Source organism: Streptomyces sp. NPDC047515 (assembly GCF_040643055.1).
GTDB lineage: Bacteria > Actinomycetota > Actinomycetes > Streptomycetales > Streptomycetaceae > Streptomyces.
On record NZ_JBEYTM010000035.1, the window covers coordinates 37,140 to 60,861 of the forward strand.

At 71.5% G+C, this 23,722-nt stretch carries 26 protein-coding genes and 1 pseudogene; 10 read left to right on the forward strand and 17 right to left on the reverse strand.

The window, feature by feature from the left end; genetic code table 11:
* The first annotated feature begins 321 nt into the window (after positions 1 to 321).
* Entirely contained in the window at positions 322 to 906 is a 585-nt protein-coding gene (locus ABZ826_RS25720; RefSeq protein ID WP_361452739.1) for a TerD family protein, read from the forward strand.
* A 228-nt stretch (positions 907 to 1,134) separates the two neighbouring features.
* On the opposite strand, the gene ABZ826_RS25725 is transcribed toward ABZ826_RS25720, so the two are convergent.
* From ABZ826_RS25725 to ABZ826_RS25750, 6 genes are all read right to left on the reverse strand, one after another.
* Positions 1,135 to 2,040 (reverse strand): DUF2199 domain-containing protein, encoded by a 906-nt coding sequence (locus tag ABZ826_RS25725; protein WP_361452742.1) that lies wholly within the window; start codon positions 2,038 to 2,040, stop codon positions 1,135 to 1,137.
* 88 nt (positions 2,041 to 2,128) lie between these two features.
* Positions 2,129 to 2,842, reverse strand: coding sequence for a VIT family protein (locus ABZ826_RS25730; RefSeq protein WP_361452745.1), 714 nt, complete (start codon positions 2,840 to 2,842; stop codon positions 2,129 to 2,131).
* 25 nt (positions 2,843 to 2,867) lie between these two features.
* A complete protein-coding gene (locus ABZ826_RS25735; RefSeq protein WP_361452748.1) occupies positions 2,868 to 4,103 on the reverse strand; it encodes an amidohydrolase family protein in 1,236 nt (411 codons plus the stop codon).
* Positions 4,103 to 5,380 carry an amidohydrolase family protein gene (locus ABZ826_RS25740; protein WP_361452751.1) on the reverse strand — a complete coding sequence of 426 codons (1,278 nt, stop codon included), beginning with the start codon at positions 5,378 to 5,380 and terminating at the stop codon, positions 4,103 to 4,105. The genes ABZ826_RS25735 and ABZ826_RS25740 overlap by 1 nt, the downstream gene beginning before the upstream one ends.
* A gap of 10 nt (positions 5,381 to 5,390) precedes the next feature.
* Positions 5,391 to 6,275, reverse strand: coding sequence for an SDR family NAD(P)-dependent oxidoreductase (locus ABZ826_RS25745; protein ID WP_361452754.1), 885 nt, complete (start codon positions 6,273 to 6,275; stop codon positions 5,391 to 5,393).
* A complete protein-coding gene (locus ABZ826_RS25750) occupies positions 6,272 to 7,072 on the reverse strand; it encodes an acetoacetate decarboxylase family protein (RefSeq protein ID WP_361452757.1) in 801 nt (266 codons plus the stop codon). The genes ABZ826_RS25745 and ABZ826_RS25750 overlap by 4 nt, the downstream gene beginning before the upstream one ends.
* A gap of 211 nt (positions 7,073 to 7,283) precedes the next feature.
* On the opposite strand from ABZ826_RS25750, the gene ABZ826_RS25755 reads away from it, so the two are divergent.
* The 6 genes from ABZ826_RS25755 (at position 7,284) to ABZ826_RS25780 (ending at position 12,846) form a co-directional block, all read left to right on the forward strand.
* Entirely contained in the window at positions 7,284 to 7,958 is a 675-nt protein-coding gene (locus ABZ826_RS25755; protein WP_361452760.1) for a TetR family transcriptional regulator, read from the forward strand.
* 29 nt (positions 7,959 to 7,987) lie between these two features.
* Positions 7,988 to 8,986 (forward strand): DEDDh family exonuclease, encoded by a 999-nt coding sequence (locus ABZ826_RS25760; RefSeq protein ID WP_361452763.1) that lies wholly within the window; start codon positions 7,988 to 7,990, stop codon positions 8,984 to 8,986.
* A 63-nt stretch (positions 8,987 to 9,049) separates the two neighbouring features.
* On the forward strand, positions 9,050 to 9,283 hold the full coding sequence (locus ABZ826_RS25765) for a hypothetical protein (protein WP_072482991.1): 234 nt from the start codon (positions 9,050 to 9,052) through the stop codon (positions 9,281 to 9,283).
* Positions 9,284 to 9,356: 73 nt separating this feature from the next.
* The gene (locus ABZ826_RS25770) at positions 9,357 to 10,172 is read left to right on the forward strand and encodes an SURF1 family protein (RefSeq protein WP_361452857.1); all 816 of its coding nucleotides are present in this window, start codon (positions 9,357 to 9,359) and stop codon (positions 10,170 to 10,172) included.
* Between the two features lie 113 nt (positions 10,173 to 10,285).
* A complete protein-coding gene (locus tag ABZ826_RS25775; RefSeq protein ID WP_361452766.1) occupies positions 10,286 to 12,085 on the forward strand; it encodes a glycoside hydrolase family 15 protein in 1,800 nt (599 codons plus the stop codon).
* 5 nt (positions 12,086 to 12,090) lie between these two features.
* On the forward strand, positions 12,091 to 12,846 hold the full coding sequence (locus ABZ826_RS25780; protein WP_361452768.1) for an SDR family oxidoreductase: 756 nt from the start codon (positions 12,091 to 12,093) through the stop codon (positions 12,844 to 12,846).
* Positions 12,847 to 12,927: 81 nt separating this feature from the next.
* Here the strand turns inward: ABZ826_RS25780 and amaP are convergent, their stop codons facing one another.
* From amaP to ABZ826_RS25805, 5 genes are read right to left on the reverse strand one after another with little or no spacing between them, the layout of a single operon-like run.
* A complete protein-coding gene (gene amaP / locus ABZ826_RS25785; RefSeq protein WP_361452771.1) occupies positions 12,928 to 13,506 on the reverse strand; it encodes an alkaline shock response membrane anchor protein AmaP in 579 nt (192 codons plus the stop codon).
* 5 nt (positions 13,507 to 13,511) lie between these two features.
* The gene (locus ABZ826_RS25790; protein WP_361452774.1) at positions 13,512 to 14,198 is read right to left on the reverse strand and encodes a DUF6286 domain-containing protein; all 687 of its coding nucleotides are present in this window, start codon (positions 14,196 to 14,198) and stop codon (positions 13,512 to 13,514) included.
* Positions 14,195 to 14,548: a hypothetical protein gene (locus ABZ826_RS25795; protein ID WP_361452860.1), complete on the reverse strand. Its 354-nt coding sequence runs from the start codon at positions 14,546 to 14,548 to the stop codon at positions 14,195 to 14,197. Before ABZ826_RS25795 ends, ABZ826_RS25790 begins: the two co-directional genes overlap by 4 nt.
* Before the next feature lie 5 nt (positions 14,549 to 14,553).
* The gene (locus ABZ826_RS25800; RefSeq protein WP_361452777.1) at positions 14,554 to 14,745 is read right to left on the reverse strand and encodes a hypothetical protein; all 192 of its coding nucleotides are present in this window, start codon (positions 14,743 to 14,745) and stop codon (positions 14,554 to 14,556) included.
* A gap of 32 nt (positions 14,746 to 14,777) precedes the next feature.
* The gene (locus ABZ826_RS25805) at positions 14,778 to 15,245 is read right to left on the reverse strand and encodes an Asp23/Gls24 family envelope stress response protein (RefSeq protein ID WP_361452780.1); all 468 of its coding nucleotides are present in this window, start codon (positions 15,243 to 15,245) and stop codon (positions 14,778 to 14,780) included.
* 92 nt (positions 15,246 to 15,337) lie between these two features.
* Here ABZ826_RS25805 and ABZ826_RS25810 point away from each other — a divergent pair, with 92 nt between their 5' ends.
* Positions 15,338 to 16,042 carry a hypothetical protein gene (locus ABZ826_RS25810; RefSeq protein ID WP_361452783.1) on the forward strand — a complete coding sequence of 235 codons (705 nt, stop codon included), beginning with the start codon at positions 15,338 to 15,340 and terminating at the stop codon, positions 16,040 to 16,042.
* A 52-nt stretch (positions 16,043 to 16,094) separates the two neighbouring features.
* Here ABZ826_RS25810 and ABZ826_RS25815 read toward each other — a convergent pair whose 3' ends face one another.
* From ABZ826_RS25815 to ABZ826_RS25825, 3 genes are all read right to left on the reverse strand, one after another.
* Entirely contained in the window at positions 16,095 to 16,886 is a 792-nt protein-coding gene (locus tag ABZ826_RS25815) for an enoyl-CoA hydratase/isomerase family protein (RefSeq protein ID WP_361452786.1), read from the reverse strand.
* Positions 16,887 to 17,082: 196 nt separating this feature from the next.
* Positions 17,083 to 17,304 carry a helix-turn-helix domain-containing protein gene (locus ABZ826_RS25820; protein ID WP_215031909.1) on the reverse strand — a complete coding sequence of 74 codons (222 nt, stop codon included), beginning with the start codon at positions 17,302 to 17,304 and terminating at the stop codon, positions 17,083 to 17,085.
* Positions 17,305 to 17,646: 342 nt separating this feature from the next.
* Complete coding sequence (locus ABZ826_RS25825) at positions 17,647 to 19,245, reverse strand: ABC-F family ATP-binding cassette domain-containing protein (protein ID WP_361452790.1); 1,599 nt, start codon at positions 19,243 to 19,245, stop codon at positions 17,647 to 17,649.
* Between the two features lie 195 nt (positions 19,246 to 19,440).
* Between ABZ826_RS25825 and ABZ826_RS25830 the strand changes: the two are divergent.
* A pseudogene (locus ABZ826_RS25830) lies at positions 19,441 to 19,617 on the forward strand (neutral zinc metallopeptidase); the annotation flags it as partial.
* A 165-nt stretch (positions 19,618 to 19,782) separates the two neighbouring features.
* Positions 19,783 to 20,196 carry a VOC family protein gene (locus ABZ826_RS25835; RefSeq protein WP_361452793.1) on the forward strand — a complete coding sequence of 138 codons (414 nt, stop codon included), beginning with the start codon at positions 19,783 to 19,785 and terminating at the stop codon, positions 20,194 to 20,196.
* A 73-nt stretch (positions 20,197 to 20,269) separates the two neighbouring features.
* On the opposite strand, the gene ABZ826_RS25840 is transcribed toward ABZ826_RS25835, so the two are convergent.
* The 3 genes from ABZ826_RS25840 to ABZ826_RS25850 form a co-directional block, all read right to left on the reverse strand.
* Positions 20,270 to 21,580, reverse strand: a complete 1,311-nt coding sequence (locus ABZ826_RS25840; RefSeq protein ID WP_361452863.1) for a hypothetical protein — start codon at positions 21,578 to 21,580, stop codon at positions 20,270 to 20,272.
* 186 nt (positions 21,581 to 21,766) lie between these two features.
* A complete protein-coding gene (locus ABZ826_RS25845; protein WP_361452796.1) occupies positions 21,767 to 22,894 on the reverse strand; it encodes a hypothetical protein in 1,128 nt (375 codons plus the stop codon).
* Positions 22,895 to 22,976: 82 nt separating this feature from the next.
* On the reverse strand, positions 22,977 to 23,636 hold the full coding sequence (locus ABZ826_RS25850) for a class II aldolase/adducin family protein (RefSeq protein WP_361452799.1): 660 nt from the start codon (positions 23,634 to 23,636) through the stop codon (positions 22,977 to 22,979).
* Positions 23,637 to 23,722 lie beyond the last annotated feature (86 nt).

Genomic DNA, 23,722 nt, shown 5'->3' on the forward strand with positions numbered 1-23,722 from the left:
TTGTTACCAACAAGTATGCGAGACGCGTTGTCAGCAGTCTTTGGTGACTTCTGCCAATGCGGGTCCCGGACGATCCCTGTACCGGAGCTTGAGCGGAGGAAGAACCGCCGTGCGGGGACCGGCAGTTGCGAGGGTCCGGTCGGCCACGACGACGAACGGCACGGTCGCCCGGACGCCGGTGGCGCCGAAGCCCCCGTGCGGGTCTCCCGGAGCGTGCGGCGCCCCCTCGTGCGCGCCCACGGGGACCCGTCACATGGAACCGCCGAGGCGCCAGGCACACTCTGCGTGTTGTAGTACCCGTGACAGAAGGATGGCCCGCGCATGATCACACTCACCAAGGAAGACGGCCCCGCAGACCTGGACGGAGTGACCCATCTGTCCATCGGCGTGTCCTGGGACCCCACGGCCGGCACCAGCGGCGGTGTCATGGGCCTGCTCCGCCGCAAGGCCGGAACGGACCTCGACCTGATCGCCGTCGCCACGCAGGACGGGGACCCGGTGCGCCTGGCCGGCCTCGACTCGCTGGACCCCATGGGAAACGGCTCCCTGGTGCACAGCGGCGACAACCAGACCGGGCGGGGGGACGGCGACGACGAGACCGTCACGGTCGAGTTCGCGCGCATCCCGCCCAACATCACGTCGATCGTGTTCGTCGCCGCCGCCTTCAAGAAGGGCAGCTCCTTCCAGAAGGCCCGCAACATCAGCTTCAAGGTCTACGACGCGACCGGGGGGAGCTCGCAGCAGGTCGCCGACATATGGCCCAGCCTGCTCACCCAGGACAACGGCTGCGCGGTGGCCAAAGCCGTGCGGTTCGGCGACACGTGGAAACTCGAAGTGATCAATGTGACGGGGAAGATCAAGCAGGGCGACGAACATGCCCTGATGCGCTTCGCCGTCAGCAAGTAGTACGTCCCCGGGGCCGGGCGTCCGAGTGGCGCCCGGGCCCTGGGACACGGCCCGCGCCGCCGGAGCACGGTACTGCTGCCGCCGCCCCCTGTGCGGTACGAGAGCCCGACCCGCTGGATGCCGTCATGGCGCATGTCCTCGCCGTTGCCTTCGGGCCAAGGGCTGTCCCGTGATCCCTGGCGGGCGCGCGACGGATTACGGGACAGTCCTTGGGGCCCCTCGTCCGGATCAGGAAGGGCCGGCCCAGTCGAGGGACCGCCAGAACTGCTGGGCCCAGGCGAGGCCGGCGGGGTCCTCGTGGGTGCAGAACACGCCGGCGGCGGTGCCGGAGGCCGGTACCGCGAAGCCGTAGAACTCGTACCGCTCCCGGCCGTGGTCGTCCGGCGTCAGCCAGAAGGCGTGGCGGAGGCCGCCGGGCAGGGGCTCGGTGAGGCGCTGCGCGGGAAGCTTGTCGGGGGAGCCGGCGAGCAGTGCGGAGAGGAAGTCCTCGGGGGAACGTTCCGGGTCGTCGTCCGTGAACACGGTCACGGCGGCGCTGCGGTCCGGCCCGGTGAACTGGTCCGTTCCGTCGGCGAAGCGGGCGGTGAGGCCCGCGGTGCGGACGACGGACCAGTGGCCACCGAGGCCGGTGCGGACGTCGACGGGGAGTTGGTGCGAGAAGCGGCTGAGGACATGGTCGCGGTCCCAGGTGTCCGCCAGGACGCGGGCGGCTGCCGGGTCCTGGCCGGCGACGAGATGGGGCAGCTCCTCGGGGTCGGCGACCTGTGCGATGAACGGGGCGCCCAACAGCTCGTCGCCCCAGGGGCGAATCTTGTTGGCGAGCCTCCCGCTGAAGGCGAGATCCGCGTAACCGTGGTGCTCCCACAGGTCGTGGGCCTGCCGGAGAGTGGCCTCGTCGACCTCCAGCCATATGCCCAGGACCAGCTCGGTCTCGTGCGTCAGCCGGACAGGCAGCAGACAGCGGATGAAGGAGCCGACGCCGTCCACCCGGAGCAGCGCCGAGGGACCGAGCCGGTGCCGGGCCTCTTCGGGTGTGGCGACGGCGGCGTCGGGCAGCTTGAATCCGACGTCGATGCGCCGCTCGTCCGTGAGGGCGTCGCCGCAGCAGGAACAGGAGGTCAGGTGGTTGGTCACGCCGCCAGCCTAGGTCGTGTCCGCGGCACCGGGCCCCGCTCGCCGATCCGGCCCGGTCCGGTCCGGCCCGGTCCGGACGAGAAGACCGTCAGACCCCCACTGCCCCCAGCAACTCCCCCGCCGCGTACGTGACCGCCATCGCCAACGCTCCCCCGCCCATGTTCCGCAGCACCGCGGGTCCTGCCGCCGCCTCGCCCAGGCGGGCGCTCCACCAGCCCGTCAGTGCCAGCGCCGCCAGTACCGACAGCACGGTCACGATCAGCCGGAGCGACGCCGGGGGCAGCACGATCGCCAGCAGCGGCAGCAGCGCGCCCACCGTGAAGGCCAGGAAGCTCGCGCCCGCCGCGTGCCACGGGTTCGTCAGCTCGTCCGGGTCGATGCCCAGCTCCACCTCCGCGTGGGCGCGGAGCGCGTCGCGTTCGGTCAGCTGGAGCGCGGCCTCACGGGCGACCTCGCGGCTCAGCCCCTTGCCCTCCAACAGGCCGGTGAGTTCGATGAGTTCGGCCTCCGGGGTGTCGGCCAGCTCCCGCTTCTCCATGGCCAGCGCGGCCCGCTCCGAATCGCGCTGGGTGGACACCGAGACGTACTCGCCCGCCGCCATCGACATGGATCCGGCCAGCAGTCCGGCCAGGCCCGCCGTGAGCAGGATGCCGCGGTCGCCGGTGGCGCCGGCCACGCCGACGACCAGGCCCGCCGTGGAGACCACACCGTCGTTCGCGCCGAGGACCGCGGCGCGCAGCCAGTTCAGCCGCGCGCCGAGCCCGTTGTCGTGCGCTTCGTCGTGCGTCTGGTCACCCGTCACCCGGGGATGGTCTCACCCCGCCCCGTCACCAGACGCGTACCGACCCGCCGGGCGCGAAGGCGGGGCTGGTCGCGTCGGGCGGGGCCTTCTTCAGGGGGTCGGCGATCTCGTCCACCGTCGGGCCGACGGTGGCGGCGATGCGGTCGAGGGCGGCCAGGTCGAAGCCGTAGACACGGGCGGCGTTGCCGCCGGTCATCGCCGCGATCTGCGCGGGCGGCAGGCCCGCGTACGCGATCCGCAGGCCTTCCCTGGAGTACGGATGGGTGCCCTCGTCGTGCGGGTAGTCGCTGCCCCACATGATCTTGTCGAGGCCGATCCGGTCGCGCAGCGGCACCTCGTGCGGTCGCATGAAGCTGGCGCCGACGTAGCAGTTGTCGCGCCACACCTCGCTCGGGCTCGCGCCCATGGAAGCGGCAAGGCCCGCACCGAACTTGGACTCGGCGGTGGAGGCCCGGCCGGCCGCCGCCACCAGCCGGCCGTGGTAGTAGTCCAGCATCTCGACGACACCCGGGATCCAGCCGGAGCCCTGTTCGGTGAGGACGAGTTTCAGTCCGGGATGGCGGCGGAACGCCCCGCCGAAGACCAGGTGCCACAGCGCCCGGTGCGAGAACCAGGTCGTCTCCACCATGAAGACGGCACGGGCCGCCGGTTCGTCGCCGAGCGGCGGGGAGGCCGAGCCGCCGTGGTGGTTCACCGGTACGTCCAGTTCCTCGCAGACCGCCCACAGCGGGTCGTACGCCTGGGAGTACAGCTCGGGGATGCCGGAGCCGGGCGGGGCGCCGGGCAGCAGGATGCCGCCGGTCAGGCCCGCCTCCTTGGTGCGGCGGACCTCTCGGACGGCCTCCTCGGGGTCGTTGAGGAGAATCTGCGCGACACCCGCGCGTCGGCCCGGTGCCTGCGCGCAGAAGTCGGCGAGCCAGCGGTTGTGGGCACGCAGGCCTGCCCAGCGCTGCTCGTACTCGGTCCGGGAGGGCGCGGGCGCCATCAGGGCGGCGGAGGGGAAGAAGGGCGGGATGGTGTTGGGGAAGACGACCTCCGCGACGATGCCGTCCGCCTCCAGCTCCGCGACACGGCGTGCGGAGTTCCAGTTGCGGTCGGCGGTGTCGGCGAGGAGGTCCTCGTACGGGTTGACGTAGACCGCCGCCCACGCGTCGAAGTCGTCGTGATGCTTCGTCTCCAGGTACGGCCGGTAGCCGAGGAGGTCGGCTCCGGCGTGGCAGTCGGCCGAGATGACGGTGTAGCGATCCGTGTGACGCTCCATCAGTCGACCCCCAGGGCCGGGAAGTCGTGGTCGGTCAGCCAGTGCCGGCCCACTTCGCGCGACCTGGCCCAGGACGCCTCGACCGCCGTCTGGTCGGGGCTCTGGCCCAGGTCCCCGGGGGTGGGGCCGATGCGCTCGGCGATCGGGGCGAGCTTCGCCGTGTCGAAGCCGAAGACGTCCGCGGCGGCGAGGCCCAGCATGCGGCGGGTCTCGGCGACGGGGATGTCGTGGAAGGTGTCGCGCAGCCACTGGGCGGTGTTCGGCCAGGTGCCTTCCGGGTGGGGGAAGTCGCTGCCCCACAGGATGTTGTCGACGCCGATCTCGTACCGCTGGGCGAGTTCGCGGCGTTTGGTGTTGGTGGCGCAGACGAAGACCTGGCGGTCGAGGTACTCGTGCGGGGGCCGCTTCAGTTCGGCGAACGGCGAGAGCTTCTTTCCACCGTGGGCACCGAGATAGAGCCGGTCCATGAACCAGAGGAGATTCGGCAGCCACCAGCAGCCGGACTCGGCGACGCCGAACCGCAGCCCGGGGTGGCGTTCGAAGGCTCCAGACCAGAGCAGGAACCAGAGCGGGCGGGACGGCCACCAGGTGACCTCGGAGACGTAGATGCCGAGGTGGTCTCCGTACTCGTGGCGCGGGGCCGCGCCGGAGTGCGTGACGACCGGCATGGCCGTCTCGGCGGCGGCCGCCCACACGGGGTCGTAACGGCGGTCGTGGTACGGGGCCTTGTCCACCCACATGGAGGGGATCATGAGCGCGCCGAGCCCGGACTCCTTCGCCCGGTGGATCTCCGCGACGACCCGGTCGACCTCGCCGGTGACGGGCAACAGGGCGACCCCGCGGTGGCGTTCGGGGTTCTGCGAGACGAAGTCGGCGAGCCAGCGGTTGTGGGCCTGCGCGCCCGCCATGCCCAGCTCCGGGTCCTGGTCGCCGGAGAGCCCGAGACCGACGCCGAACGGGGCGGCGGTCCGGCTGTCGACGGCGTCCGCGTCCGGGAAGACGACCTCGGCCGCCACCCCGTCGCCGTCCAGTTCCTTCAGGCGCCGGGCAGCGTCCCAACCACCCTTCAGGCCTTCCTCGTTGTCATGGAACCACTTGTCGGCGAAGGCCTCGTTGCGCACGCCGAGGCGGGTCATTTCCTCGCGGCGGCGGTCGCGGCCGGCGAGGAACTCGTCGAACTCCCGGTGGAAACGGGGGTCGAGATAGGGCCGGTACTCCTCGGTGGGCAGTCCGGCGTGGCAGTCGGAGGAGATGATCAGGTACGGGTCGTCGGTCATCGCTCGCTCCTCAGTCGAGTATGAAACTCTCCAGGTACGACGGGTCGGCCCGGTCGAGCATCGACTGCGACCTGGCGCGGATCTGCCGGTCGCTGTGCTCGCTCTCCGGGAGCATCCAGAAGCGGTCGGCGCGTATCCCGTCCACGACGGCCCCCGCGACGTCCTCGACCGGGGTGAACGCCACTTCGTGGCCCGCTGCCCGCATGGCGGACTCCCACTGGTCGAGGCTGCGGTACGGGGTCCTGCGCGGGCGCTCCTTGGCGTACCGCTCGGGCCGATTGCGGTGCGACTCCCACAGCCCGGTGCGGAGCATGTGCGGGCCGGGGAAGAGCACCGAGGCGCCGACCGGGGCCCCCTCCGCCTTCAGATGCGCGTACAGCGACTCGGTCATCGTGACGACGGCGGACTTGGTGACCGCGTACACGGAGGCGGTCGGCAGCGGGGCGATCCCGCCGTCGCCGGACGAGGTGTTGACGACATGTCCCGGGCCGCCGTCCGCGATCATGCGGGGCACGAACGCCTGGATGCCGTGGAAGACACCCCACACGTTGACGGCGAAGGCCCACTTCCAGTCGTTCGGCTCGTGCTCCCACATCCGGCCCTCGGCCCCGGAGCCGACACCGGCGTTGTTGCACAGCACGTGCACCGCGCCGAAGGTGTCGTACGCGGCTTCGGCCAGGGCCTGTACGGACTCCCGCTCGCCGACGTCGACGACCCGGGCCAGCACCCGCGCGCCGTCCCGGCGCAGTTCGTCCGCCGCCCCGTCCAGCGCGCCCTCCTCCACATCGGCGAGGACGACCTTCAGTCCCTCGGCCGCGAACCTGCGCGCCAGCGCCAGGCCGATGCCGCTCGCCGCACCGGTGACGACGGCGACCTGGCCCTCCTCCAGCCTCATCGGACGCTCCCTTCCGGCGGGCCGTCATGGATCTGCTGCGGGTCGTCGTAACGCTGGTGGATGTACGGCAGCAGCGCCTCGGCGCTCACCCGCTCCACGGCTTCGCCCCGCTGGTCGCTGGTCTTCTCGCCGATGGTGAGGTCGACCAGCCGGCGTACGGGGAGGTCCGCGACCGGGTCGTACACCGACTCGCGCAGCACCACATCGCCCGAGATCCTCTCCAGCCTGCGGACCTTCTCGTGGCGGGTGCAGTGGATCAGGACGGGGTCGGAGTCGAAGCCCTCGCCGTCCACGGCGGGCAGGAACTTGAAGTAGAAGTCGAGCTTGGGCGTCGGTTCCGGCAGCGGGAGCGATCCGCTGACCGCGCCGCGCACCTCGACGAACGCGATGCCGTGCCGGGCGAGCGCGGCGCGGACGACGAGGCCGTCGCGTTCGACGGTCACCTCGCCGAGCTTCTTCGGTTCACCGAACACCTCACGGCCGCCGATCAGCGCCCGTTCATGGGTCATCGGCATGACGAGCGGATACCAGCCCTCGTGCCCGTCGTGGACGGCGGCGACGGAGACGGAGCCCGCGCCGAGCGGATAGCCGGGCAGTTCGACCGTGCTGATGTTGGCCCGGACCAGCGGGCGTCCGGCGGGTTCGAGGGGCGGCGGGAGAACGGCCGCCACCGCGTCGGGGTCGCTCTCCCAGAGGGCCACCACACCGGTGGACCAGATGTCGGGGAGCTTGGAGCGGGCCGCGCGGGCCGTCGCGATCTCGGCCGTGGTGCGCGCGCCGTACCGTACACGTGCCATGCAGTACCACCCTTCTCGGCCGTCCCTGAAACGGTCGGCCGTGAACCGGTTCTCCGTGTCTCCGTGACTTCGCGTCTCCGTTTCTTCGCGTCTCCGTTTCTTCGCGACTTCGCGACCCGCTCTCCGGTGCGGTTCTGTAACACAGTTACACCGTCGTCGATGAAGGGTAAATAGGCATGCACGTAACAGAGTTCGGGAGTAAGGGAGCGCTGTGCCGCGATCGTCGCTGACCCGCGAAGGGGTCCTGGAAACGGCCGCTGCCCTGGTGAGGCGGCACGGCTCGCAGTCCCTCACCATGCGCGGACTCGCCGCCGAACTCGGCACGGCAGTCACGTCGATCTACTGGCACGTCGGCAACCGCGAGTCGTTGCTGGACGCCCTCGTCGAGCGCACCGTACGGGAGATGGGCACCCTCCGCCCGGCCGGCCGGACCCCGGCGTCCCGCATCGTCTCCGTCGCCCGTGGTCTGCGCCGCGAGCTGCGGGCCCGTCCGCATCTGATCGCGATGGTCCATGAACGGGGCCTCACCGAGCGGATGTTCCTCCCCGCACAGCAGGCACTCGTCCACGAGGTGCATGCCGCGGGGCTGCGCGGAGCGCGGGCGGCCGCCGCGGTCCGGGCGGTGCAGTTCCACACCGTCGGCTTCCTGCTCGTCGAACGCAATCGCGAGCGTTCCCCCGTGCAGTCTCCCGGCGAGGGCGATCTGTGGACCGCGGCCGCCTCGGACGACGACCCGGCGCTGGCCCGCGCGCTGGCCCGGCCCGCCGACCCGGACCGGCTGTTCGCGGACTCCGTACGGGCCCTGGTGGCGGGACTGCTGGCCGGCCCCGCACAGCACGCGTCGCGCCCCGGAACCCCCGCGCCGAAGCGGGAGACGGCCGAATAGGAGACTGTCAGTCGCGGCCCGTATTCTCTGTGACCATGCTCGACGACCGCCAGACCGCAGCACCGTGGCCGACCGCGTACCCGCAGGGGTACGCGGTCGTCGACGTGGAGACCACCGGACTCGCACGGGACGACCGGATCGTGTCCGCCGCCGTCTACCGCCTGGACGCGAAGGGCGATGTCGAGGACCACTGGTACACCCTCGTCAACCCCCAGCGCGATCCCGGTCCGGTCTGGATCCACGGGCTGACCAGCGATGTCCTCGAAGGCGCTCCGCTCTTCCCGGAGATCGCCGCCGAACTGTCCGAACGGCTCGCGGGCCGTGTGCTCGTCGCGCACAACGCGGCCTTCGACTGGTCGATGCTGGCCCGGGAGTACGCACGGGCCGCGGTCACCGCCCCCGTCGAGCACCGGCTGTGCACCATCGCGCTCTCCAAGGAGCTGCGGCTGCCGTTGCCCAACCACAAGCTGGAGTCGCTGGCCGCGCACTTCGGGGTCGTGCAACAGCGCGCCCACCACGCGCTGGACGACGCCAGGGTGCTGGCCGAGGCGTTCCGGCCGAGTCTGCACGCGGCGGCGCGGGGCGGGGTGCGGCTGCCGCTGCTGGAGTGCCGACCGCTGACCGAGTGGTCGGACTCCCCGGTCACACCCCGGATCGGGTACCAGCCTTCGTACGGCCAGAACAGCTGGCGTCCCTCGCGCAAGCGGCCGGCGTGCCCGTATCCGAACCCCGGACGGTACGAGAAGGACAAACCCCTCATGCAGGGCATGCGGGTGGCGTTCTCCGGGGACACCTCCGTCGACCGCGAGCTGCTGGAGGACCGGGCCGTGGAGGCCGGGCTCCATGTGGCGACCAGCGTGTCCCGGCTGACCAGTCTGCTCGTCACCAATGACCCGGACTCGGCGACGTCGAAGACGGTGAAGGCGAAGTCGTTCGGCACCCCGGTCCTGGACGAGAGCGCCTTCACGCATCTGCTGCGCGACGTGGCGCCGGCACGGACGCAGCCGGCCGCGCCGTCATCGGAGTGAACCGGGGCGACTCGCCCGCCCGCCGCTCGCCCGCCGCAGCGCCGGCGTCCCACCCTGTGGCGCATGGCACGTTGCGAGGTTTGCGGAAACGACTACGGCATGTCCTTCGAGGTGCACGCGCAGGGCGCCGTGCACGTCTTCGACTGCTTCTCCTGCGCCATTCACCGCATGGCGCCCATCTGTGAACACTGCAGGGTCCAGATCATCGGCCAGGGCGTCGAGGTCGACGGGCACTGGTTCTGCGGCGGTCACTGCGCCCGCGCCGAGGGGAAGGTGGGCATCATCGACAAAGTCTGACCCCCCGCCGCCGCACCCCCTTCCCCCACCCCCTGCGCGATGCACCCCCATGACGCAGTTGTACGGTCATGGGGTGTACCGCTTCCTGTTGACCCGGCAGTGGCTGATCCTCGCCCTCCTCTGCCTCGTGCTGATTCCCACGATGGTCGAGCTCGGCTTCTGGCAGTTGCACCGGCACGAGCACAAGGTCGCGCAGAACGCCCTGATCTCCCGCAACCTCAAGGCGAAACCGGTTCCGGTCGCCTCGCTCACCTCCCCGGGCCACACGGTCCCGCGCACCGACTACTGGCGCACGGTGACGGCCACGGGTACATACGACGGCGCGCACGAAGTGGTCGTACGCCGCAGGACCTCCACCGACGGCCGGATCGGTGTCCACGTACTGATCCCGCTCGACCTCGAGGGCGGCGGCACGGTCCTGGTCAACCGCGGCTGGGTGCCCTCCGCCGACAGTCAGCGCGCCTTCCCCGACGTGCCCGCCGTGCCCAAGGGCGAGGTGACCGTCACCGGACGGCTCAAGGCCGACGAGACGACGAGGGCCAGCGGCATCAAGGACATCTCGGACCTGCCGGACCGCCAGGTGATGCTGATCAGCAGCTCCCAGGAGGCCAAGAGGCTCTCCCGGCCGGTGCTCGGCGGGTACATCGAGCAGACCGGCCCCGAGCCGGCCGGTGACTCCCCGGAACTGATCGCCTCCCCCGACGACAGCTCGATCGGCCCGCACATGGCGTACGCCGTGCAGTGGTGGCTGTTCGCCGCCGGTGTTCCGGTCGGCTTCGTGGTCCTCGCCCGCAGGGAGAAGCGCGACCGGATGCAGGCCGCGGCCAAGGCCGCCGCCGGGGAGCGGGAAACGTCCGGCCCGCAGCAGCCGGAACCCGCGACGGCCTGAGCTCGGCCGTCCGGGTGCCGGCCGGGCGGTCCTGGCTCTGTGTCGGCGTGTCCCCCGCTTCTCGTGGGACAGGAACTGCTTAACGGGGCCCAGGTGCGGGAACACGCCAGAACGTGACCCCACGCATCGAGGACTACGCCCTCATCGGCGATCTGCAGACAGCCGCTCTGGTCGGCAGGAACGGTTCTGTGGACTGGCTCTGTCTGCCCCGCTTCGACTCGGGCGCCTGTTTCGCGGCCCTCCTCGGCGACGAGGACAACGGCCACTGGCGGATCGCCCCGAAGGGCGCCGACTCCTGCACCCGGCGCCGCTATGCGGGTGACTCCCTCGTCCTGGAGACGTACTGGGTGACCCGTACCGGCACGGTCAAGGTCATCGACTTCATGCCGCAGCGCGACCAGGAACCCGATGTCATGCGGATCATCGAGGGCATCAGCGGCACCGTCGACATGACCTCCGTGATCCGGCTGCGCTTCGACTTCGGCACGGTGGTGCCGTGGGTGCGCCGCTCGGGTGGGCACCGGGTGGCGGTCGCGGGACCGGACTCCGCCTGGCTGCGCAGTGAGCCACCGGTCAAGACGTGGGGCCAGCAGTTCTCCACCTGCTCGTCGTTCACCATCTCCACCGGCGAGCGGGTGGCGTTCGTCCTGACCTGGCACCCCTCGCACTCGCCCCGCCCCGATCTCGTCGACCCGTTCGAAGCCCTGGAGAACACCCTGTCCGACTGGGCCGAGTGGTCCGCACGGTGCAAGTACCGGGGCCCGTACCGGGAGGCGGTGATCCGCTCGCTGATCACGCTGAAGGCGCTCACCTTCGCCCCGACCGGCGGCATCGTGGCGGCTCCCACCACCTCGCTGCCCGAGGAGATCGGCGGCGTACGGAACTGGGACTACCGCTTCTGCTGGCTGCGGGACTCCACGCTCACCCTCGGCGCCCTCATCTCGGCGGGCTATCTGGAGGAGGCCGCCGCCTGGCGGGACTGGCTGCTGCGGGCCGTCGCCGGGGACCCGGCCGATCTGCAGATCATGTACGGCCTGGCGGGCGAGCGCCGACTGCCCGAGTCGGAGCTGCCGTGGCTGCGCGGTTACGAGAACTCCACCCCGGTCCGGATCGGCAACGCCGCGGTCCGCCAGCGCCAGCTGGATGTGTACGGCGAGGTCATCGACTCGCTGCGGCTCGCGCGCGAGGCGGGTCTGGACGACAAGCCGCACGCCTGGAATCTGCAGCTCAGCCTGCTCGGCTTCCTGGAGTCGACCTGGCGCGAGCCGGACGAGGGCCTGTGGGAGATCCGTGGCCAGCGCCGCCACTTCGTGCACTCCAAGGTGATGGCCTGGGTCGCCGCCGACCGTGCCGTGCGCGCCCTGGAGAAGAACCCCTCGCTGGCCGGCGACGCGGAACGGTGGCGGGTGATGCGGGACGCCGTGCACCGGGAGGTGTGCGAGAAGGGATTCGACCCGGTGCGGAACACCTTCACGCAGTCCTACGGTTCCCGGAATCTGGACGCCGCGACGCTGCTGATCCCCCGGACCGGCTTCCTGCCACCGGACGATCCCCGGGTGATCGGGACGGTCGACGCAGTCCGGGAGGAGCTGGGCAGCGACTGCCTGGTCCGCCGCTACAGCACGGACGGCTCCTCCATCGACGGGCTGCCCGGCAGCGAAGGGGCCTTTCTGGCGTGTTCGTTCTGGCTGGCCGACGCCCTGCACCTGACCGGGCGCACCGAGGAGGCCAGGCGTCTCTTCGAGCGGCTGCTGGCGCTGTGCAACGATGTGGGGCTGCTCGCCGAGGAGTACGACACCGTGGGTCGCCGGCAGCTCGGAAACTTCCCGCAGGCGTTCAGCCACATCGGGCTGGTGGGCACCGCCATGGCACTGGGCGGGGAAAACACGCTGGAGGCCGACGCGGCAGGATAGGGCCCATGGATCTGGGACTGAAGGACCGTGTGTACATCATCACCGGGGCGACCCGGGGGCTGGGCAACGCCACCGCGCGGGCGCTGGCCGAGGACGGCGCGAGGGTGATCATCACCGGTCGGGACGAGAAGCGCGCCGAGGCGGCCGCCGCCGAGCTGGGGCCGGACGCCGTCGGCGTCGCCGCCGACAATGGCGACCCCGCCTCCGCGCAGCGTCTGGTGGAGGGCGCGCACGAGCGCTTCGGACGACTCGACGGCATTCTGATCAGCGTCGGCGGACCGGCGCCCGGCTTCGTCGCCGACAACACCGACGAGCAGTGGCAGTCGGCCTTCGAGTCGGTGTTCCTGGGCGCGGTGCGCCTGGCCAGGGCCGCGGCGGCCACGCTCGGCGAGGGCGGCGTCATCGGTTTCGTGCTCTCCGGCTCCGTGTACGAACCGATCGCCGGACTGACGATCTCCAACGGTCTGCGCCCCGGTCTGGCCGGGTTCGCCAAGTCCCTGGCCGACGAGCTCGGCCCCCGGGGCATCCGGGTGGTGGGCGTGCTGCCGGCCCGGATCGACACGGACCGGGTACGTGAGCTGGACGCGCTCTCGGGCGACGCGGAGGCGTCTCGTGCGGCCAATGAGGCAAGCATCCCGCTGCGGCGTTACGGGACTCCGGAGGAGTTCGGCCGGACGGCGGCGTTCCTGCTCTCGCCCGCGGCGTCGTATCTGACGGGCGTCATGCTGCCGATCGACGGCGGCTCCCGGCACGGCTTCTGAACCGGGCCGCCGCGCCGATGACCGGACAGGGCACCTTCCTCGTCGCCGTCCGGTCATCGTGGACAGCCACCGCGAGGCCCGTCAACTCACCCTTTCCGCACGGTGCTTGACCGCCCTCAACCGCACCTCGGCCGGCAGCTGCGCCAGCCCCGCGGAATCCCGTGCATGGGCCAGCGCCTCGTCGGCGAGGCGGCCGAGCGTCTCGTCCGGCGCCGCGTGCGGCTCCATCAGCAGACGGATCCTGGCGTGCGGCGAACTGCGCCGTCCGGTCAGCACGACCTGTGCGCGGGCCACACCGTCCAGGCTTCCCGCCTCGTCGGCGAGCACGCCTTCCAGGGCCCGGCCCCTGAGCAGCGCGCCCTCGCCGTCACCGCTGTCCACCAACACCTCGGCTAGACGGGCTCGGCGCGGCTGGGCCAGCAGCCACCACAGGGCGAGGACGACCACGATCGCCAGGGCCGTGATCACCGCCGGCCACCACCAGCCCTCGCCGCGCCAGCGGTCCCGATCGGCCTGGCTGAGGAGCACATCGCTCCTGCCGTACCAGGGCCACCAGGACGGCACGGAGAGACCGAGCCCGGCGGCGAGCACCGCACCGCCGACGCAGACCAGCACCACTCCGGCCAGGCCGAGCAGTACGCGATTGAGGGTCCTGAGCATCGGGCTCACCCTTTTCTCGTGGGACGGCGGACATGCACGGACAGGCTCGGCGGCCTGGCCAGCCCCAGTTCCTTGATGCCGGTCGCGAGCACGGTGTCCAGATCGGCCCGTACGTCGTCGAGCTCACGGAAGTGCGACACCGCACGCACCACGGCTCTGGTCCGGCTCATCCGGATCCGTACCGACTGCACACCGGAGATCTCGACGGCCCGGTCGCGCAGGGCCAGAGCCGCCGCGGGCCGGTCGAGTCCCGCCCGTACTCCGGGCCGGTCGCGGCGCATCGACAGCACGGCGCGGAGTCCTGGGGTGACGGCGAGCACCAGCAGCCACAGCCCGATCGCCACGGCAGCCGCCGCGCCCGCCAGCACCCAGATGTTGTCCAGCGGCCGGTGCGCGAGTTCGTCGGCCAGCGTGCGGCGCCACCGCATCGCCGGGTGGCCGGCCCGTACCGCCGCCACGTCGTAGAGCAGCAGACCGGTTCCGCTGAGGATCACCGCGGCGATGAGAGCCGCGGGAATGCGGCGCGCGGACCAGAACCGGCCCGCCCTCCCGTCGCCGTCCTGCCCGGCGGGCACCGGGTCGTAGGCGGCGGAGGAGGCGGACTGGTCGAGTTCGAGCACGTCGCCCTGTTCGACGGGCCGGGTTGTGGGCGGCCGCTGCGTACGGTTGTCCGGGTCATGGGGCTGGGTCATCGGATCCTCCCCTGTGCCGCGATACTCGCTCCTGTGGGATGCAGGCGCTCGACCCGTACGGCCACCTCGGGCACTTCCATCCCCGCCAACGCCTTTACCCGCTCCACGACATGCCGACGCACCCCGCCGCACTGGCGCCCGATGTCGGAGGGGTATCCGAGCTCCAGGCTCACCCGTACCCGGGCGGTGTCACGGTGCACGGTGACCGTGGCGCGCGGCGAGGTGCCTTCCTCCGGCGGTTCGTGGATCGCCTCTTTCGCCGCCTGCGCGGCGATCTTCGCGACCACCCGGTCGGCGATCCGGGTCTCCCCGCGCTCACCGGCGGCGACCCGGCCGCTCACCCCCGACAACGCCGTCACCGCCGTCGTTCGCCGCGCTCGCGACCTCGGAAGAAGTCGCCGGGCTCCAGGTCACCTTCAAGGAAGCGACCGGTGACGAAGCCGACCGCCCCCAACGCGGCCACCAGTAGAAAAGCACCGAATCCCCCGAAGTACCCGGCGAATCCGAGTGTCATGCCGGCCACCAAGCCGACCACGGCCATGTTCATTCTGTGCTCCTCAACTGCCTCGCTCCAGAGGCCTACTGGAGACGTGGCTCGGGCTCTTCTTCTTCCTCGTCGGGCAGCTTCACGTCGCTGACCGCGATATTGACCTCGACGACTTCCAGGCCGGTCATCCGCTCGACCGCCGCGATGACGTTCTCCCGTACGTCCCGGGCGACATCGGCGATGGACACTCCGTATTCGACGACGATCTCCAGGTCGAGGGCGGTCTGCGATTCGCCGACCTCCGCCTTGACCCCTCGGGTGACAGACTTTCCGCCGCCCGGGACCCGTTCGCGCACCGCTCCGAACGTCCGCGCGAAGCCGCTGCCCATCGCATGGACACCGACCACGTCACGCGCGGCCATGCCCGCGATCTTCTCGACCACGCCGTCGGCGATGGTCGTACGGCCGCGGGTGCCGGGGTCACCCCCGCCACGCTTGACGAACGGGGTCGATTCCTTGTCGGGGTTCTCGGGACGGTTCCGCTGTGGGATGTCGGTCATCGCCACTCTTCCCTTCGGGGCAGGTTGGACCTTATTGCCCACATTAGGTGCGCTTGCCCCGTCTCGCGCCGTGAATGCGGCAGGCTGGAGAGATGACGACGGCTGACAGCCCGCACAGGGCCGACGGATGGGCGGCGGCGGTTCGGCAACGGCTCGGACCGGGCCGGCTGCTCCCACTGGGCGGTCCGGCGGACGGGGCATGGATCTCGGAGCGGGCCGCGGTGGCGGTGCTGCGTGACGCGGTGGGCGGACCGGGACCGGGTCCGGTGCTCGGGGAGCTCAGGATCCGGGTGGCGGATCCGGACGGGGCCCCGGCCCCGGAGGTGGAACCGCCGCCGAGCGCGCTGCCGCCGGGGCCACTACGGATGGAGGCGACCATGTCGGCGATGTCCGGCCGGCCACTGCCCGCGGCGGCGTCGGCGCTGCGCTCGGAGTTGCTGACCGCGGCCGGGCAGCGGCTGGGGCTGGTGGTCGCCGAGGTCGATATCCGGGTGACGGAACTGCTGGACGCCCCGGCCCGGCCGGTGCGGGCGCCCGCACCGGCCGGGGTGCCCACGGCGAGACCGCAGGGGGCGGCGGGGATCGCAGCCGCGGCTGTTCCCGGTGTCGTGACGCTGACCCGGGTACTGGGCGATGCCGTGCACACCGGGCCCGATCATGTGCGGGTCGAGCTCGCGACGGATCCGGACCATCGGGCGCTCGACGTGGCACGTGCGGTGCGCGGCGCGGTGGCGGCCGCGGTGGACGGGCACCCCTCGGTCGCGGTGCTGGTCACGGCAGTGGTGGCGCCGGACTGACCGCCGGACGGGTCGAGGACCGGGCCGGCCCGGGGATCGCGGTCGTCGGCGCTCAGTCGGTGATGCCCGCCAGGTCGCGCAGTCGTCGGCCCTGCGCGGCGCGTTCGGCGATGCGCTGCTCCTCGTCACCACGGGAGACCGCGCCGCTCAGCAGCGCCTTGGTCTCCACGACCGCGTCGCGCGGGGCGGCCAGCAGCGCGCCGGCCAGGTCGCGGGCCGCGGAGTCCAGCTCGTCGCCGGGGACCACGAGGTTGGCCAGCCCGGTGCGCTCGGCCTCCTCGGCGTGCACGAAGCGGCCCGTGGCGCAGATTTCGAGCGCGCGAGGGTACCCCACCAGGTGCACCAGGGAGTGGGTGCCGGTGAGGTCGGGAACGAGACCGAGGCTGGTCTCACGCATGGCGAACTGCACGTCCTCAGCGACGATCCGCAGATCGCAGGCGAGAGCGAGCTGGAAGCCGGCACCGATCGCATGCCCCTGGACGGCCGCGATCGACACGATGTCGTTGCGGCGCCACCAGGTGAACGCCTCCTGGTACTCGGCAATGGTCGCGTCGAGCTCGGCCTCCGGGCCGCGCGCCATGTCGAGGAAGGACGGCTCGCCGTCGAACCCCTCGGGGGTGAACGCCTGTCGGTCGAGGCCCGCGGAGAAGGACTTGCCCTCGCCACGGAGCACGACGACCCGCACACTGCCGGGCAACGCCCGTCCGGCCTCCGTCAACGCCCGCCACAGAGCGGGGGACTGAGCGTTGCGCTTGGCCGGATTGGTGAGGGTCACCGTGGCAACCGCGTCATCGACGGTGAGTCGTACGCCGTCCTGGTCGAGCACAGAGTCGAGCGAGGTCATGGAGCGCCTCCGGTTCGGGTCAGTCAGCAGGTCGATCCAGGGCCGCTCGTTCGGATCAGGCCGGATCCAAACCAAAAACCCTAAGTGACTGAACAGTAACCACCCGATCGACATCACGATCGACCGGGTGGCCACCGCCGAAACCGGTGAGCCCCGGGACAGACCTGACGGCCCTGCCCCGATCCGCCGACGGCCGTCAGGCCGCGGCGGCCTTCTTGCCTCGTGTCGCTCCGCCGCGTCCACGCAGCGCGACTCCGGACTCACTGAGCATCCGGTGGACGAATCCATAGGAGCGGCCGGTCTCTTCGGCCAACGCCCGGATGCTCGCACCGGAGTCGTACTTCTTCTTCAGGTCTGCCGCGAGCTTGTCGCGCGCGGCGCCGGTAACCCGGCTGCCCTTCTTCAGAGTCTCGGCCACCCGTGCCTCCTCATGGGAAGTGCGCTCTGGACTCTCATGATCACCCCTCGGGGGCTTCCTGGCCACCCATTCGGCAAGGTCCGTGCAACCGGATTGCCGCCCAGGGAAAGGGGCGACACGACCGGAATCCCGTATTCCGTGGGGCTGTGGAGAGGGGTGGGGACAAGCCCGGGATGAACCGCCAGGTCAGGGCCACACGGGGATCACCGGCCCCGAACGGGTGCGCCCGGCAGGTATCTGCCGGGCGCCGCGCCGAGGTACGAGACGTACTCACGCAGATGATGGATCACGCGTAGGCCGAATGATCCATGCGGAGTGGATCAGACGGTGACCGGACGGGGATCAGGCCAGGGCGACCAGGTCCCGATAGTCCGCACCCCACAGGTCCTCGACGCCGTCCGGCAGCAGGATGATGCGCTCCGGCTGGAGCGCCTCGACAGCCCCCTCGTCGTGGGTGACGAGGACGACGGCGCCCTTGTAGGTGCGCAGTGCGCCGAGGATCTCCTCGCGGCTGGCCGGGTCGAGGTTGTTCGTCGGCTCGTCCAGGAGCAGCACGTTGGCGGAGGAGACCACCAGGGTCGCCAGCGCGAGACGGGTCTTCTCACCGCCGGAGAGGACTCCGGCGGGCTTGTCGACGTCGTCGCCGGAGAAGAGGAACGAGCCCAGCGTCTTGCGGACCTCGACGAGGTCGAGATCCGGGGCGGCGGAGCGCATGTTCTCAAGGACGGTGCGCTCCGGGTCGAGGGTCTCGTGCTCCTGGGCGTAGTAGCCGAGCTTGAGTCCGTGCCCCTCGATGACCTGGCCGGTGTCGGGCTTCTCGGCGCCGCCGAGCAGCCGGAGCAGCGTGGTCTTGCCCGCACCGTTGAGACCGAGGATGACGACGCGGGAGCCCTTGTCGATGGCGAGGTCCACATCGGTGAAGATTTCGAGCGAGCCGTACGACTTGGACAGCCCTTCCGCCATCAGGGGGGTCCTGCCGCACGGCGAGGGCTCGGGGAAGCGCAGCTTGGCGACCTTGTCGGAGACCCGGACGGCCTCCAGGCCGGAGAGCAGCCGCTCGGCACGCTTGGCCATGTTCTGCGCCGCGACGGTCTTGGTGGCCTTGGCGCGCATCTTGTCGGCCTGCGAGTTCAGGGCCGCGGCCTTCTTCTCGGCGTTCTGCCGCTCGCGCTTGCGGCGCTTCTCGTCCGCCTCGCGCTGCTGCTGGTAGAGCTTCCAGCCCATGTTGTAGACATCGATCTGCGAGCGGTTGGCGTCGAGGTAGAAGACCTTGTTGACGACCGTCTCGACGAGCTCGACATCGTGGGAGATCACGATGAAGCCGCCGCGGTAGGTCTTGAGGTAGTCGCGCAGCCAGACGATCGAGTCGGCGTCGAGGTGGTTGGTCGGCTCGTCGAGCAGCAGGATGTCGGCGTCCGAGAACAGGATGCGGGCCAGCTCGACGCGGCGGCGCTGACCGCCGGAGAGCGTGTGGAGCGGCTGCCCGAGCACCCGGTCGGGCAGGCTGAGCGCGGCGGCGATGGTGGCGGCCTCGGCCTCGGCGGCGTAACCGCCCTTGGTGAGGAACTCCGTCTCCAGGCGCTCGTATTTCTTCATCGCCTTCTCGCGGGTGGCGCCCTTGCCGTTCGCCATCCGTTCCTCGTTCTCCCGCATCTTGCGCAGGATCTCGTCGAGACCGCGGGCGGAGAGGATGCGGTCCCGGGCGAGTACGTCGAGGTCGCCGGTGCGCGGGTCCTGCGGGAGATAGCCGACCTCGCCGGAGCGCGTGATGCTGCCGCCCGCGGGGTTGCCCTCGCCCGCCAGGCATTTGGTGAGGGTGGTCTTGCCCGCTCCGTTGCGGCCGACGAGGCCGATCCGGTCACCCTTGGAGATGCGGAAGGAGGCGGACTCGATGAGGATGCGGGCGCCGGCGCGCAGCTCGATGCCGGAAGCGGTGATCAAGGTAAAACTCCAGGGCGGTGTGGACGGCGGACGGGACGATTACTGAGTTCGACTCGACGCCGCTACTCATTGCACAGGGAGATTTGCCATACGGGTCAGTCTACTGGCGGTGTGCAACTGTTTTTCCGCATGCGTTCACGGCAGCTGCCGGTCCTCGCTCAGCGCCGTCGCCCCATCTCCACCGCGCGACCAAAAAGGGCATCACTCGGGCTCGACGCGGCTGCCGCGGTCGGGGACGACCGGATCCAGGAGAGGTTCCAGTGCCGGGTCACGCCGGAGTCCTGGACGCACGGCTCGGCCGCACAGCGGCAGCAGTGGTTCACCGCCGGTTTCCGCAGCGGCGACATGGCCGACTGCAACACCTTCCGCTGAACCCGGCCGTTCGAGCCGGGCCGCGGGGCCGGCACCGCGGGCCGGGTGGCACGGGTCATGCCGGGCCGTTGTCAGTGGCCGGTGGAAGACTGTGACGCGGATCTGAGACGCGGATCACAGAATTCAGGTAAACGATTCATGGGAGTACGGGAAGGGGTGAGCGCCATGGCAGGCGCACGGGCCGGCGTTCCGACGATCTATCCGACGATTCTGTACGACGACGCGAAGGCCGCGATCAGGACGCTGACGGAGGGCCTCGGCTTCACCCAGGAAGCGGTGTACGAGGGTGAGAACGGCCAGGTGCTCCACGCGGAGCTGTCCTGCGGCAACGGCAGGGTGATGCTGGGCTCCAAGGGGCGTGAGGGTGTCTTCGCCAAGGCGATGCGGGACGCGGGCCCGGCCGGTGTCTACGTCGTGGTGGACGAGGTCGACGCGCACCATGCCCGCGCCGTGGAACACGGGGTGGAGATCCTGATGCCGCCCACGGACCAGGACTACGGCTCGCGCGACTACATGGCGCGGGACGCGGAGGGCAATGTGTGGAGCTTCGGGACGTACGCGCCGGGGTCGGCCGGCTGAGGACGGGCCGGGGTCGGCCGGCTGCCGGCCGGACGGGCCGGGACCGGGCCCGTCCGGCGTGTGGACACCCGTGCTACGCGCCGCCCGTGTGCACCTGGAACGCGGCCCGGCGCACCGCTTTGGCCAGTGCGGGGTCCGGGTGCGCGGCGGCCAGGGCGACCAGGACCTGCACGGTGCGCGGGTGCCCGACAGCCCGTACCTCGTCCAGCAGCGCCGGCACGGTGCCCTGGACGGCCGAGTCGAGATGGCGGACCAGCAGCCCGGTCTCCCCGTGGTCGGCGACGGCCGCGGCGGTGTCCACCCAGAGCCAGGTGGCCTCCTCCCGGCTGAGGACGTCCTGGGCGTCCTCCGGGTCGGTTCCCTCGTACTCCGCCAGCCACAGCAGCGCGTAGGGGCGCAGCGAGGGGTCATCGGCGACGGAGCGCACCTCGGGTTCGGCGGGGGCGCCGACGACCCGGAGCGCCTCGAAGGCGAGCCCGCGCAGCAGCGCGTCCTCTCCCCGGGCGACGGCGAGGAGTTCGGCGACGGCGCTGCCGACGGGGCGGGCGGCGAGCCAGGCGCGATATTCGTCGCGGGCCGGGCCGGGGGTGAGCCGGGCGCAGCCGAGGAGCATGTCGGCGGCGGACTGCTCGATGTTCCCGGCCGGGCTCTGGGCCGCGACGCAGATCTGTTCCAGCTTGACCCAGACCGCCCAGTTGCCGAGCGGGGTGAGGGTGGCGTGTCCGGCGCCCAGGGTGAGCGCACCGACGGCGGCCAGCCCCTCCAGGGCCCAGTCCAGAAGAAGGGCGACCAGGGCGGCGGGGTGCGCCGCGAGGGCGGCTTCGGCCGGCTCGGGCATCGCCTCCGGTCCGTACGGCACCTCGCAGCGTTCCTCGTGGAGTTCCGCGACGCGCTGGCCGAGAAGGTCCAGGAGGGCGGGCACGGTGACCGGGCCGGCCGAGAGCTGGAGGAGGGAGAGCACCTGCGGCACGGCCTCGACGGCCTCGGCGACCGCGGTGGACTCGATGCCGTCGGGCGCGGGGTGGACGAGCGACCAGGCGTCGAAGAGCGCCACCCAGCCGCGCAGCACGGCGGAGTCGTCGCGGTCCCAGGCGCGCAGCCGCCAGCCGGGACGTGCGGTGCCCCCGTGCAGTTCGACCAGACCGGCGAGGCGGGCCCGGTCCCAGCCGGAGCGCACCTGGGCCGGGGACAACTCCAGGGCCGTCGCGGCCCGTTCGAGAGCATGGGCGGCCGGCGGCGGAGCGCCGGGGATCGCGCCGTCCGCCGCCCAGCGGGCGATCCGTACGGCGTCGGCGAGGGCCGTCCTGGCCTGGCGGGCCAGTTCCGCCCGGGGTGGGGTGCCCTCCGGGGGGCGCGGGGCCGGCCTGGTGCGCCGGGTGGTCACGGCCTTGCGAGCGGTGGCGAGGGGTCGCGGGCGGACAAGTCGCAGCCTGGAGTCGCGCGGAGTACGGGACGTCACGGAGAGCAGTCTTGCCCCTGACAGCCCGAAAGCCCAAACGGAACCCGAATTCGCGGGAGGAGGGGGGCCGGGGCCGGCTCCGGCACCAATCGGCCGATCCTTGGCATCAGCTCACATCAGGGGCGTGAGGAAGCGGCGCAGGGCCTCTTCGTAGTGGACCGGATCGGCATTCCACATCGCCGCATGCGGAGCCTGCGGTACGGCGTGCAGCGCGACCAGTTCCGGGCGGCGGGCGGCGAGATCGCGGGAGGGCTGCCAGGGGGCCAGGGTGTCGTCCGGGCCGTGGAAGATCAGGGTCGGGGCACGCAGCGCCGGTGCGAGGGAGCCGTCCAGGAGCCGGGCGCCGTGCAGCCCGGTCTGCCCCTGCGCGGCCCGGACGGCGAGCGGCAGCAACGCGGCGGGGACACCGCGGGCGGCGGCCAGGGCGCGCAGCGTGGTGACCCAGTCCAGGACCGGGGAGTCGAGCACGAGACCGCCGATCCGGTCGCGCAGCGCGGAGTTGACGGCCGCGTGCAACGCCATCGAGGCTCCGGTGGACCAGCCGTGCAGGACGACCTTGCCGGCCCCGTACCGCACGGCGAAGCGGATCGCCGCGTCCAGGTCGCGCCATTCGGATTCGCCGAGGTGGGCGAGGCCGTCGGGGGAACGCGGGGCCCCGGCGTCGCCGCGGTAGGCGAGGTCGAGCACTGGCAGGCGCAGATCGTGCAGGAACTCCATGACATTCATGGGGTGTTCCCTGGTGGTCCCGAGTCCGTGCACGGTGATCACCCAGGTGTCGCGTGGGCCCGGCAGGAACCACGCGGGCAGGGCGCCGAGTTCACCGGGGATCTCGACCTCCTCGTATGCGAGGCCGAGGGCCGAGGAGGGGTCGCCGCTGTACAGCTGCGGGGTGATCCGGACCTTGGCGCCGGGTTCCAGGCTGCCCCGGTTGACGCGTTCCAGTCTGCGCACGACGGTGTCGGGGGCATGGTCGGCGTGTTCGATCACCGGGCCGACCACGGCATGGATGTCGTCGCCCGCCAGTCCGTACGTACCGGGCCGCAGGGCGGCGAAGGAGCGGGTCAGGGTGATCTGCCCGGCGGCCGTGGCGTGCACGGTGAGTCTGCGGTCGGCGGGGAGCGGTCGTCCGGACGGCGCCCTGAGGGCGGCGTCGCTGGCGTACCGGCCGGCGGCGACCGCTGCCGCACCGACGCCGAGGATCGTGGTGACGGCTGCTGCCGTGACTGTTGCCGGGCGCACGGCTCCAGTGTCGTGGGGTGTCCCGCACCCTGCCAGCGGACGGGGCCGTCCGGTGGCCCGGTGGGAGGCGGGACGGGCGGGGTCAGCCCGGCTGCCCGTACCCCTTCAGTGCTTCCTGGACGTCGCGCAGCTGGGCCGCGGACAGGAGATTCGGGGTGCGTCCGGGTACGGAGCTCGCGGCGAGCCAGAGCCGGCAGAGCCATTCCAGCTGGGCGGTCCGGTCGTACGCCTCTTCGAGAGTGGCTCCGTGGGTGACGGTCCCGTGGTTCTGGAGCAGGCAGCCCGTGCGCTCCCGCAGGGCGGCGAGCATGTTCTCGGCCAGTTCCTCGGTTCCGTAGCGCGCGTAGGCCGCGACCCGGACGGTGCCGCCGAGCATGGCGGCGGCGTAGTGGACCGGGGGCACCTCGGCGACCAGGGTGGAGACGGCCGTGGCGTGCACCGCGTGGGTGTGCACGACAGCGGCCGCTTCGCTGTTCCGGTAGACCGCGAGATGGAGCGGGAGTTCGCTGGTCGGGGCCAGTTCGCCGAGGACCCGGTTGCCCTCCAGATCGACGCCGACGGCGTCCTCGGGGCCGAGCCTCTCGTACGGCACTCCGCTGGGGGTGACCAGGACCGTCCCGCCGACCCGGGCCGACACGTTTCCCGAGGTCCCCACGACGAGGCCGTCCGACGCCGTCCTGCGGGCGGTGGCGACGACCGCGTCCCAGGCCCGTCCGATCGCGTCCCGCTGCTGATCGCTCATGCGGAGATCCTGTCAGCCCGGAAGCCGAACGGACATGCGATCGGCCACAGAAGTCACAAACCGGTGAAGTTCACAAAAGGGGTGGC